The sequence below is a fragment of the Acidocella sp. genome (assembly GCF_013044125.1).
Lineage (GTDB): Bacteria > Pseudomonadota > Alphaproteobacteria > Acetobacterales > Acetobacteraceae > Acidocella.
On record NZ_JABEVC010000090.1, the window covers coordinates 1 to 11,597 of the forward strand.

The 11,597-nt window shown below is 64.4% G+C and carries 14 protein-coding genes; 4 read left to right on the forward strand and 10 right to left on the reverse strand.

Annotated features, from left to right (window positions below):
- From HKL97_RS05455 to HKL97_RS05495, 9 genes are all read right to left on the reverse strand, one after another.
- Positions 1 to 470: epoxyqueuosine reductase (locus HKL97_RS05455; RefSeq protein ID WP_408820726.1), on the reverse strand; the 470-nt coding region annotated here is incomplete at its 3' end.
- Positions 442 to 906, reverse strand: coding sequence for a preQ(1) synthase (gene queF, locus HKL97_RS05460; RefSeq protein ID WP_291423228.1), 465 nt, complete (start codon positions 904 to 906; stop codon positions 442 to 444). The genes HKL97_RS05455 and queF, both read right to left, overlap by 29 nt.
- Complete coding sequence (gene tgt / locus HKL97_RS05465; RefSeq protein WP_291423230.1) at positions 899 to 2,017, reverse strand: tRNA guanosine(34) transglycosylase Tgt; 1,119 nt, start codon at positions 2,015 to 2,017, stop codon at positions 899 to 901. The genes queF and tgt overlap by 8 nt, the downstream gene beginning before the upstream one ends.
- Positions 2,014 to 3,036, reverse strand: coding sequence for a tRNA preQ1(34) S-adenosylmethionine ribosyltransferase-isomerase QueA (gene queA, locus HKL97_RS05470; RefSeq protein ID WP_291423232.1), 1,023 nt, complete (start codon positions 3,034 to 3,036; stop codon positions 2,014 to 2,016). The genes tgt and queA overlap by 4 nt, the downstream gene beginning before the upstream one ends.
- An 18-nt stretch (positions 3,037 to 3,054) precedes the next feature.
- Positions 3,055 to 3,450 carry a VOC family protein gene (locus tag HKL97_RS05475; protein WP_291423234.1) on the reverse strand — a complete coding sequence of 132 codons (396 nt, stop codon included), beginning with the start codon at positions 3,448 to 3,450 and terminating at the stop codon, positions 3,055 to 3,057.
- Positions 3,450 to 5,096 carry a fumarate hydratase gene (locus HKL97_RS05480; RefSeq protein WP_291423236.1) on the reverse strand — a complete coding sequence of 549 codons (1,647 nt, stop codon included), beginning with the start codon at positions 5,094 to 5,096 and terminating at the stop codon, positions 3,450 to 3,452. The genes HKL97_RS05475 and HKL97_RS05480 overlap by 1 nt, the downstream gene beginning before the upstream one ends.
- A 3-nt stretch (positions 5,097 to 5,099) precedes the next feature.
- The gene (locus tag HKL97_RS05485; RefSeq protein ID WP_291423237.1) at positions 5,100 to 5,609 is read right to left on the reverse strand and encodes an SspB family protein; all 510 of its coding nucleotides are present in this window, start codon (positions 5,607 to 5,609) and stop codon (positions 5,100 to 5,102) included.
- A gap of 36 nt (positions 5,610 to 5,645) precedes the next feature.
- Positions 5,646 to 6,482, reverse strand: a complete 837-nt coding sequence (locus HKL97_RS05490) for a GNAT family N-acetyltransferase (RefSeq protein ID WP_291423240.1) — start codon at positions 6,480 to 6,482, stop codon at positions 5,646 to 5,648.
- A complete protein-coding gene (locus HKL97_RS05495; protein WP_291423251.1) occupies positions 6,479 to 6,889 on the reverse strand; it encodes a Fur family transcriptional regulator in 411 nt (136 codons plus the stop codon). The genes HKL97_RS05490 and HKL97_RS05495 overlap by 4 nt, the downstream gene beginning before the upstream one ends.
- A 53-nt stretch (positions 6,890 to 6,942) precedes the next feature.
- Between HKL97_RS05495 and HKL97_RS05500 the strand changes: the two genes are divergently transcribed.
- The 4 genes from HKL97_RS05500 to tldD all read left to right on the forward strand — a co-directional run bounded on the left by HKL97_RS05500 (position 6,943) and on the right by tldD (position 10,835).
- Positions 6,943 to 7,191 carry a sulfurtransferase TusA family protein gene (locus tag HKL97_RS05500; protein WP_291423242.1) on the forward strand — a complete coding sequence of 83 codons (249 nt, stop codon included), beginning with the start codon at positions 6,943 to 6,945 and terminating at the stop codon, positions 7,189 to 7,191.
- Positions 7,192 to 7,271: 80 nt separating this feature from the next.
- On the forward strand, positions 7,272 to 8,312 hold the full coding sequence (locus HKL97_RS05505) for a COX15/CtaA family protein (protein WP_291423244.1): 1,041 nt from the start codon (positions 7,272 to 7,274) through the stop codon (positions 8,310 to 8,312).
- Positions 8,309 to 9,397: a COX15/CtaA family protein gene (locus tag HKL97_RS05510; protein WP_291423246.1), complete on the forward strand. Its 1,089-nt coding sequence runs from the start codon at positions 8,309 to 8,311 to the stop codon at positions 9,395 to 9,397. Before HKL97_RS05505 ends, HKL97_RS05510 begins: the two co-directional genes overlap by 4 nt.
- On the forward strand, positions 9,384 to 10,835 hold the full coding sequence (tldD, locus tag HKL97_RS05515) for a metalloprotease TldD (protein WP_408820728.1): 1,452 nt from the start codon (positions 9,384 to 9,386) through the stop codon (positions 10,833 to 10,835). The genes HKL97_RS05510 and tldD overlap by 14 nt, the downstream gene beginning before the upstream one ends.
- Before the next feature lie 117 nt (positions 10,836 to 10,952).
- On the opposite strand, the gene HKL97_RS05520 is transcribed toward tldD, so the two are convergent.
- Positions 10,953 to 11,597 (reverse strand): FGGY-family carbohydrate kinase (locus HKL97_RS05520; RefSeq protein ID WP_291423248.1); only part of this gene is annotated, 645 nt, incomplete at its 5' end.

The window sequence follows — 11,597 nt, forward strand, 5'->3', positions numbered from 1 at the left end:
AGCCCCGCCAGCGCCGCCAGCGGCTTCTCCATCACCGGCGCGGTGTCCACAAACACCTTCACCCCCGCCCCGCGCGCGGCGATAAACTGCGCCAGGTGCTTCAACTTTCCCTTCACCACATCATGATAATCGCGCCCGCGCGCATAGACCGAGATATTGCCCACCCCGGGCGCACCCACGCTGGCCAGCGCGTCACCCTCCGGCGCGTAGGAAATCCCGAGCGAGACCACGCTCATCGCCTCGGGCCACAAAACCCGCGGGTCCGCCCGCTCATCGGCGCGCGCCGCCATCCAGCCCATGCCGCCATGCCGCCCGGCCGCCAAAAATTCCCTTAACCCCGCCTGGCGCTCCGGCGGCATCACCGCGCGGGCAAACCCCACCGCCTCAAACCCCAGCGCTGCCGCCCGCGCGCGTATCGCTGCCTTTTCCCCGCGCGCGGCATCACCCCCGGCCACGATACCCCGGCACACCCTGCTCGGGGATCCACGCTCCCTCCGGCGGCGTCCCGCTCTGCCAGAACACATCAATCGGGATTCCCCCGCGCGGATACCAGTACGCCCCGATCCGCAACCATTTCGGGCGCAGCAGCTCCACCAGCCGGTCCGCGATCATCATGGTGCACGCTTCATGAAACGCGCCATGATTCCTGAAACTATGGAAAAACAGTTTCAGCGACTTGCTCTCCACCAGCCATTCGCCGGGGATATAATCGATCACGATATGCGCGAAATCCGGCTGCCCCGTCAGCGGGCAGAGCGAGGTGAACTCGGGCGTGGTAAAGCGCACCACCACATCCTTCCCCCCGGTCTGCGCCGCCACCCGCTCCAGCACCGCGCGCTCGGGCGAATCAGGCGCCTGCGTGGCGCTGCCCAGTTGCTGTAAGCCGGCATAGCGTTCCTCAACCATGTTTCGCCTCCTCCCATCCGGCGCGCGTGGCTTGGCAATATTCATCGTAATTACCTGCCAGAATCGCCACCCGCCCATCCTGCATCAGGCGTTGATAATAGGTGAGATTATGCATTGTCAGCAGCATCGGCCCCAGAATCTCCTGCGCGCGGAACAAATGATGCAGATACGCCCGCGTATGGCGCGTGCAGCACAAACAGCCGCAAGTCTCATCCAGCGGCGTGCCGTCATCAATAAACCGCGCATTGCGCAGGTTGAACACCCCGTGCGAGGTGAACCCGCGCGCCGTCCGCCCCGCGCGGGTCGGCATCACGCAGTCAAACATATCAACCCCGCGCGCCACCGAGCCCAGCAGATCATCAGGCGTGCCAACGCCCATCAAGTAGCGCGGTTTTTGCTGGGGCAGCAAAGGTGCCGTGATATCGAGCATCGCATACATCATCTCCTGGCCCTCACCCACCGCCAGCCCGCCGATGGCATAACCCTCGAAGTTCAGCTCCCGCAGCGCCGCGGCTGATTCCTCGCGCAAATCCTTATAGATATTCCCCTGCACGATGCCGAACTGCCCATAGCCGTCGCGCGCCACAAAAGCGTCCCTTGAGCGTTTCGCCCAGCGGCTGGAAAGCCGCATCGATTTTGCTGCCTCCTCATGCGTCGCCGGAAATTTGGTGCATTCATCAAGCACCATCGTAATCGTGGCATCCAGAAGATACTGAATCTCCATCGAGCGCTCAGGGGTCAGATGATGCGCCGAACCGTCGATATGTGAGCGGAATGTCACCCCCGTCTCATCCATCTTGCGCAGTTTGGCGAGTGACATCACCTGAAACCCGCCGGAGTCTGTCAGGATCGGCCCTGGCCAATCCATCATTTTATGCAACCCGCCGAGCCGCGCCACCCGCTCCGCGCCCGGCCGCAACATCAAATGATAAGTATTGCCGAGCACGATCTTCGCGCCCGTCGCGCGCACGGCATCAGCGGTCATCGCCTTCACGGTTCCCGCTGTTCCCACCGCCATGAACGTCGGCGTCGGCACATCGCCATGCGCCGTATGCAGCATCCCCGCCCGCGCCGCGCCATCCTGGCCCAGCAAATCAAATGAAAAACTCATGCTTTCTCCAGCAGACAGGCATCGCCATAGGAATAAAACCGGTAGCCCGCCGCAATCGCATGCGCATACGCGCCACGAATCCGCTCCACCCCCGCGAAGGCCGAAACCAGCATCAGCAATGTGGAATGCGGCAGATGAAAATTCGTGAACAACAAATCCGCGACCTTGAACCTATACCCCGGCAAAATGAAAATATCCGTCTCGCCGTCGAAGGATTTCACCAGACCATCATCGCCCGCGGCTGATTCAATCACCCGCAGCGCCGTTGTTCCCACCGGCACAATCCGTCCGCCCGCTGCCCGCACCGCGTTAATCCGCGCCGCCGCCGCGGCAGATACATAGCCGCGCTCCGCATGCATCCTGTGCTCCGCCAGATTCTCAACCCGCACCGGCAAAAACGTCCCCGCCCCCACATGCAGGGTCACGCGCACAATCTCGACCCCCGCTTCCTCCAAACTTGCAGCCAGCTCCGGCGTAAAATGCAGCCCCGCCGTGGGCGCGGCCACCGCGCCCTCATTCGCCGCGAACATGGTCTGATAATCCGCCTTGTCCTGCGCGGTAATCCCTTCCGGCCGCGCGATATAGGGCGGCAGCGCCAGCGCCCCGCTGCGCGCCAGTGCGGCGTAGAAATCATCCGCCACAAAGCGCAGAAACGCCGCGCCGCCTTCCAGAACCTCCAGCACCTCGGCGGAGAATTGCGGATCAATCACCAGCACATCCCCGGCCTTCACCCGCCGCGCGTTGCGCAACAAAACCCGCCAGCTGCCATCATCGCGGCGGCGGTCCAGCGTAATGCCGATCCGCGCCGCGCCGCGATAGGCGTTCAGCTGCGCGGGTATCACCCTGGTATCGTTGACCACTAGCAGATCGCCACGCCGCAGCAGCCCCGGCAGATCGCGCACCCGCCAGTCGCGCAGCTCGCCTGCCACATGCAGCAGCCGCGCGCAATCACGCGGGCGGGCGGGCGCCGTGGCAATGCGCTCCGGCGGCAATTCATACCCAAAATCGGATAGTTTCATGGGTGTCCACCCATGAAATCAATCCCCCATATACGAGGCAAGTTCAATCAGGTTGCCATCCGGGTCACGGCAATAAACCGAGGTTATATCCCCCAGCGCGCCGATGCGCGAAACCGGCCCGCGTTCCACCGGCACCCCGCAGGCATATAATTGCGCAATCGCGTCTTCCGGCCGCACCGCGATCACAAAACACAAATCCAGCGTCCCCGGCCGGGCCTCGCGCGCATGGGGCAACACCTCGTTCCCCACCTCGTGCAGATTTATCTTCTGCGCCCCAAAGCGCAGCGCCGTGCGGTTGCTCCCGCCGTATTCCTCCCGCTCCATGCCCAGAACGCGCTGATACCAGGCCGCCGTCTCGGTCAGATCGTTACAGGTCATCACCACATGGTCGATACGGTCGACTGTGAATTTCATCAGGCAAGCTCACTGAAGAAGTCATTGCCCTTGTCGTCCACCACGATGAACGCCGGGAAATCCTTCACCTCGATTTTCCAGACCGCCTCCATGCCAAGCTCCGGATACTCCAGAACCTCGACCTTGGTGATGTTGTTCTGCGCCAGAACCGCCGCCGGCCCGCCGATGGAGCCCAGATAGAACCCGCCATGCGCCTTGCACGCATCACGCACCGCGCGCGAGCGGTTCCCCTTGGCCAGCATGATCAACGATCCGCCCGCCGCCTGGAACTCTTCCACATAGCTATCCATCCGCCCGGCGGTGGTCGGGCCGAAGCTGCCTGTCACCATTCCTTCGGGGGTCTTGGCCGGCCCGGCGTAATACACCGGATGGTTCTTCATATAATCAGGCATGCCCTCGCCACGGTCGAGCCGTTCCTTCAGCTTGGCATGGGCGATATCGCGCGCCACCACAATCGTGCCGCTCAGCGCCACCCGGGTCTTGATCGGGTGTTTCGTCAATTCCGCCAAAATCCCGGCCATCGGCTGGTTCAGATCAATCGCCACCACCTCGCCGCCCAGATGCGCCTCGGTCACCTCCGGCAAATACTTCGCCGGGTCGGTCTCAAGCTGCTCCAGAAACACGCCATCCTTCGTGATCTTGGCTTTAATCTGCCGGTCCGCCGAACACGAAACACCAATGCCGATCGGCAGGCTCGCGCCGTGCCGCGGCAGGCGGATCACCCGCACATCATGGCAGAAATACTTGCCGCCAAACTGCGCGCCGATGCCGATGCGCTGGGTCATCTCCAGCACGCGCGCTTCCATCTCCACATCGCGGAAGGCGTGGCCAAGCCTGCTGCCCTGTGTCGGCAGCGCATCCAGATATTTCGTCGAGCCCAGCTTCACCGTCTTCAGGTTCATCTCGGCCGAAGTGCCGCCGATGACGATGGAGAGATGATACGGCGGGCAGGCCGAGGTCCCCAGCGTCTTGGTCTTCGCCTCGATGAAGGCCAGAAGCTTCTCAGGCGTCAGCACCGCCCGTGTCTCCTGGTACAGATACGTCTTGTTGGCCGATCCCCCGCCCTTGGCGATGAACATCAGATGAAACTCATCGGCATGGTGCTCGCCAGGTGCGGCCATGATATCAAACTGCACCGGCAGATTATTGCCGGTGTTCACCTCATCATACATGCCAAGCGGCGCCATCTGCGAATAACGCAGGTTGGTCTCGGTATAGGTGCGGTGCACCCCCCAGCTCAGCGCCTCTTCCTCATCGCCTTCCACCCAGACCCGCTGGCCCTTCTTGCCGAACACCAGCGCCGTGCCGGTATCCTGGCACATCGGCAAAACCCCGCCGGCGGCAATCGAGGCGTTCTTCAAAAACTCCATCGCCACGTAGCGGTCGTTCTCAGACGCCTCCGGGTCCCGCAAAATCTTCGCCAGTTGCGCCAGATGCGCCGGGCGCAGCAAATGCGAAACATCATGAAACGCCGCGAACGCAAGTTCGCTCAGCGCCTCCGGACTCACCTTCAGCACCGTCTTGCCGTCCACCTCGATGGTGGACACGCCCCCGATATCCAACCTGCGATACTGCGTCGTATCCTCCCCCAGCGGGAGCATCGGCGAATAGGCAAACCCTGGTTTCAGCTGCGTTGTCACGTTCATCTCTCAGGAATCTTTCTGTCTCTTCCGGAAGGCATCCAGGCTCACCACATCGGCTGGCCCGTCATTGGGGCGCGAGGGCACATCATCACCCTCCGGCGCCGGTATATCCGCGACCTTGATCGGCTCCGGCACCGCAACCTCAAAATGCAGGCCAAAGCGCACTTCCGGGTCGGCAAAGCTGGTAATCGCCGCCAGCGGGATGGTCAGAATACTCGGCACCCCGCCAAAGGCGAGCCCCACATTCATCTCCGTTCCCTGCTCGTCCACGCTCAGGCTATGGAACTGGTGCTGCAGCACGATGGTCATCTCGTCGGGATACTGCGCGCGCAGCCGCTCGGGGATCTTCACCCCCGGATACGCGGTCTTGAACGTAATGTAGAAATGATGCCCGCCCGGCAGCCCCTCGGCCGCCGCATGGCGCAAGGCGCTCACCACCACATGGCGCAACGCTTCCTGCGTCCACTCATCATACGGCAGCAGCGAATCCGGCACATTCAAATCGTCGTCAGCCATCAACCATCCCCCAAAGCCGCCTGCTCAGCACAGGCCTCAACGCGCTTCGCGCTCGTAATGCCGGTAATATTTATCTGTCACCAGATCCGTCTGCACCACCACGGCAATGTCGGTGGTGTTGAACTGGTGGTCGATCACCGCCCCGTCCCCCACAAACCCGCCCAGCCGCAGATAGCCTTTTACCAGCGGCGGCAGGCGCAGCAATGCCTGCCTGGCGTCCAGCGCGGCCGGGTCGCAGCGGCGCATTTCCACATAGCGTCCGGGCAGCGCGCGCGGGCGTATCGCCTCGGGCGCCAAATGGTGCGTGGCCAGATACGTCAGCTCCAGCGCCACCGCGTCCGGGTCCGTCCCGCTCAGCGAGGCGCAACCGAACATTATATCTATGCCATGATGGAAAACATAGGCCGCGATCCCCCGCCAAAGCAGCTGCAGCACCGCGCGCGAGCGATACGCCACATCCGTGCAGCTGCGCCCCAGCTCCAGCTTGCGTCCCGGGAAGCTCTGCAGTGCTGAAATATCATACTCGGCCTGGCTGTAGAACCGGCCAATCTTCGCCGCCGCCTCCTCGCGGATCAACCGGTACGTTCCCACCACCCCGGCCGCGCCCTCGCCCCGGTCATGGTCGATCACCAGCAGATGGTCCGCCAGCGCGTCAAACTCGTCGCTGTCGCGCCGCGCCGCCACCGCCACGGCATCCGCCTGCGCGCCCATCTCCTCGTAAAACACGCGGTAGCGCAGCGCCAGCGCGGCATCCAGCTCGCCTGGCGTGGCCGCCAGCCGCACGCCGAGGTTCCCCGCGCGCAATTCAGCAAAACCTGGCGCCGCGCCGCCCGTGGCAACGCGAGGCGATTCCGGCCTGATACTTTCATTCATTTTTTTATCCGCCGGCCAAATAGCTCGATTTTAATAATATCGACCTCAAACCCCTGCATCCGGGCCACATCGCGCAGCAGCGCCTCGGCCTGGGGCGAGGCAAACTCCAGCACCATGCCGCTTTCCTGGTCAACCAGATGAAAATGCGTCCGCTCCTGGGTCGGTTCATAGCGCGCGCGTTTCCCGCCCAGGTCCCGCCGCGCCAGAATGCCCTTGGCTTCCAGCAGACGCACGGTCCGGTACACGGTCGCCAAAGAGATCCGCGCGTCAACCTTGTTCGCCCGCCGATGCAACTCATCGACATCCGGGTGGTCGGTCGCCTCGGACAGCACGCGCGCGATCACCCGGCGCGGGCCTGTCATCTTCAGCCCGTTCTCTATGCACAGGCGCTCGATGCTTATATCCATCATCTGCCTTGTGGCCCAAGTTTTTTCTCCGGTCCAGCCTTGCGAGAGACAGTATGATGATAACAAGCCTCCCCGCGCACCATAAAGCCATCGACATCACAGCCGAAACCTGCCCCATGACCTTCGTTCGCACCCGTCTGGCGCTCGACACAATGCAGACCGGCGAGATCCTGCTGGTGCGCCTCAAGGGCGCCGATCCACTGGCCAACGTCCCGCGCGCCGCGGCTGACCAGGGCCACGACCCGCTGGACCTGCTCGAACAGCCCGACGGCAGCTGGCTCCTGGTCATCCAAAAGGGCTGAATCCACCCCCCGCTGCTGGCGAATTACGCCGCCACGCCCTATATGCCGCCCGTACCACCGCGCCCAACAGGAGCCTGAGCTTGTCCAAATCCAGCGCCGCCACCGCCGCCGGCCAAACCAGCCGCCCCCTTGTCTCCGCCTGGCTCTACCTCCTCTGTTTCATGATCTGGATCATGGTCGGCATCGGCGGCTACACGCGCGAGACCGGCTCAGGCCTCTCCATCATGAACTGGGACCCCATCATCGGCGCGCTCCCGCCCATGAGCACCGCCGCCTGGAACGCCCTCTTCGCCAAATACCAAACCATCTCCCAGTACCAGATCCTGCACAAAGGCATGGATCTCGCCGGCTTCAAAACCCTCTTCTGGCCGGAATACATCCATCGCCTCTGGGGCCGCCTCATGGGCGTTGTCCTGCTCCTGCCCCTCATCGTCTTCGCCCTCACCGGCCGGCTTGAAAAACGGTTGATCCCCTGGCTGCTCCTGCTCTTCGTCATGGGCGGGCTGCAAGGCGCCATCGGCTGGTTCATGGTCTCCTCGGGCTTCTTCGCGGGCAGCACGGCGGTTGAGCCCTGGCGCCTCTCGCTGCATTTCTCCGCCGCCATGGTCCTCTATGTCTCGGTCCTCTGGACCGCGCTCACCGTCCGCCACCCCACGCCCACCGCCCCCTTCGAGCAGCGAGGCCTGCAACGCCTGACCATGCTGGCCATATTGCTGCTGTTCTGCACCATGTTCGCGGGCACCTTCGTCTCGGGCACGCATGCCATCTCGGTGTTCGACCCCGCGAAATCCATCGGCATCGGCATGCCCCCGCCGGGCTACCCCCACACCAGCTTCCTCTCCGACCAGGCGACCATCCTCTTCAACCACCAGGCCCTGGCCACCCTCACCACGCTGGCGCTGCTCATCACCGCCACCAAGGCCCTGCGCAGCAACGCCGGCGCCCCGATCCGCGACGCCGGGCTCACCATCGCCTGCCTGGTGCTGCTGCAATTCACCCTGGGCGTCAGCGCCCTGGTCTCCAAAATGATCGACCTCGGCGTCGCCCATCAGATGAACGCGGTGCTGCTCCTCACCGCCTGCATCCTGCTGCTGCACCGGCTGCGCGGCGCCACGGCATGAGCACCACACAGGGGGCAGGCGGGGCGGCCACGCGCCAGAATAAACAAGTCGGCAACTGGCTCATCCTGCTCGCCTGCATGATCTTTGGCATGGTCATCGGCGGCGGCCACGCGCGCACCATCAACGCGGGTTTCTCCATCCAGGTCTGGCGGCCGATCACCGGCTTCATCCCGCCGATGACCGCGGCTGATTGGTCCTACCTCTTCGGCCTCTACCAAAAAACCGCGCTCTTCCAGTCCCACCCCATCAGCCTCGCCGCCTACAAGGCGCTGTTCTGGCCCATGTTCCTTGACCGTTGCTGGGGCCGGCTCATCGCCCTCACCTTCATCATCCCCTTCGTTTATTTCTGGTCCACCGGGCAGCTCTCGCGGCGCCTCAAACTCTGGCTCGGCGCCATCTTCCTGGCCGGCGCAGGCCAGGCCACCTATGGCTGGTACATGGTGCAAACCGGCATGTATCCCGGCGTGCTCTCGCCGCCGCCCGCCTGGGCCGGGCCGCACCTCATCTCCGCCATGCTGGTCCTCTTCGCCCTGCTCTGGACCGGGCTGAGCATCCGCACCCCCACACCCGCGCATCTGCCCGGCGCCGCCCTGCTGCGCCGCCTCACCAGCGCCAGCCTCGCCCTCATCCTCCTCACCATGTTTTATGGCGCGCTGGTCGCCACCACCAATGCCATCACCGTGTTCAACACCTTCCCCACCATGGACGGCCAGTGGATCCCCAAAGGCTTCCTCACCTTCCAGCCGCTCTGGTGGAACTTCATCGCCAACCAGGCCACCGTGCAATTCTGCCACCGGCTGCTGGCCACCATCACCGCGCTCACCGTGCTCGCCACCGCCATCCTCGGCCTGCGCGCGCCGCTGCCCCCGGCCCTACGCGACAATTTTCTCCTCGTCGCCGCCCTGGTGGCGTTGCAATACCTGCTCGGGATGACCACCCTTATCCTGGCCGCGCCCGAGCTGGGCTATGTCCACGAACTCAACGCCGTGCTGCTGTTCGGCGCCACCACCCTGGCCCGCCACGGCCTGCGCGGCGCCACCGCGCAACACCGCCTCAGCCCATCCCTTGCCGTTGGAGCAGAATAAATTGTCCGAAGCCCTGACCACCGCCGCCACCCTTTTCCACGGCACCAACGGGCTGGACCCGCACACCGCCGCCCGCCACATCGCCACCGCGACCGATGGCGCGGACGACGGCGAGCTGTTCCTCGAATACCGGGAGTCCGAATCCATCAGCCTGGAGGATGGCCGCATCCGCGCCGCCAGTTTTGATACCCGGCGCGGCTTTGGCCTGCGCGCGGTGCTGGGCGAGGCCAGCTACTACGCCCATGCCGGCGAGATCACCGATGAAGCCCTGGCCCGCGCCGCCGCCACCATCAAGGCCGCCAAATCGCTGGAACATTCCGCCACCGCCGCCGGGCCCGCCGCGGCCCCCACACCGCTTTACGCCGGGCTCAACCCGCTGGCCGAAATGCCGTTTTCCACCCGCGCCGGGCTGCTCCAGGAGATTGACTCCTTCGCCCGCGCGGCTGACCCGCGGGTCATCCAGGTCATGGCCTCCATCGCGGGTGAATGGCAGGCCATCGAGATCATCCGCGCCGACGCCACCCGCCTGGCCGACCTTCGCCCCCTGGTCCGCCTCAACATCTCCGTCGTGCTGGAACACAACGGCCGGCGTGAATCCGGCTCCCATGGCGCGGGCGGGCGCACCTCCTACGCGCCGCTCATCGCCCCCGCCTACTGGCAGGGCGCGGTGCATGAGGCCATCCGCCAGGCCGCCATGAACCTTGAGAGCATCCCAGCCCCCGCCGGTGAAATGCCCGTGGTTCTGGGCGCCGGCTGGCCCGGCATCCTGCTGCATGAGGCCATCGGCCACGGGCTGGAGGGGGACTTCAACCGCAAGCAGACCTCCGCCTTCGCCGGGCTCATGGGCAGCCGCATCGCCTCCAAAGGCGTGACCGTGATTGACGACGGCACCATCCCCAACCGCCGCGGCTCGTTGACGATTGACGACGAAGGCACCCCCACCTCGCGCACCGTCTTAATCGAAGACGGCATCCTCACTGGCTTCCTGCAGGACCGCCAGAACGCCCGGCTGATGAACATGCGCCCCACCGGCAACGGGCGGCGCGAATCCTATGCCCACGCCCCCATGCCGCGCATGACCAACACCATCATGCTCGGCGGCGCGGCGAACAAGGAGGATATGATAAAGAGCATCAAGCGCGGCCTCTACGCCGTCAACTTCGGCGGCGGCCAGGTGGACATCACCTCCGGCAAATTCGTCTTCTCCGCCTCCGAGGCCTACATGATCGAGGACGGCAAAATCACCGCCCCGGTGAAAGGTGCCACCCTCATCGGCAACGGGCCGGACGCGCTGACCAAGGTGGAGATGATCGGCAACGACATGGAGCTGGACCCCGGTATCGGCACCTGCGGCAAAAACGGCCAGGGCGTGCCCGTGGGCGTGGGCCAGCCGACCATGAAAATGTCCGGCCTCACGGTCGGCGGCACCGCGGCCTGACCCGCAAAATCATTCCTTTTCCGTACCAAACCCGCCCAAACTGGGGTGCAAGCAAAAAATTCACCAGCAAAACCAACCACTTCCACCAAAAATCTCACAAACGCTCCACGTGGAGCGTCACCCCACATCCCAGAGCCGGTGGTTAACCTCCACCAGCCCGGCCTGCGCATCTTTGTAAATCCGGAACAACCGGCCATACATCGCATGCACCACCGGCTCGGGCGCCACGCTGTCCACCAGCCGCACGCAGCGCGCCACCGCCTCCTCGGGTGAGGCAAACATCCCCACGCCAACCCCCGCCACCATCGCCGCGCCAAACGAGGCATCGCCCGCCTCGGTCCGCTCCACCACCAGCCCGGTCACATCAGCGATGATCCTGCGCCAGGTTGCGCTGCGCGCCCCGCCGCCCATCAGCCGTATCACCCCAAATTCCAGCCCCAGCCCGCGTGCCGCCTCCAGCAGATCCCTGATCGAAAACGCAATCCCCTCATAGAGCGCGCGCGCGAAATGCGCCCGCGTGTGGGAAATCGTCAGCCCGATGAAATCCCCGCGCAGCAGCGGGTCCCAATAGGGTGCGCGCTCACCCTGCAAATACGGGTGAAACAGCAGCCCATCCGCCCCAGCCGGCACCTCGCCCGCCAGCACGTCCATCTCCGCGAACCCACCCTGCGCGAACATCAGATCGCGCAGCCAGCGATGCGCCGAGGCGCAGGAATTCGTCCCCGTCGCGGTGTAATACATCCCCGGCATGATATGCGGATA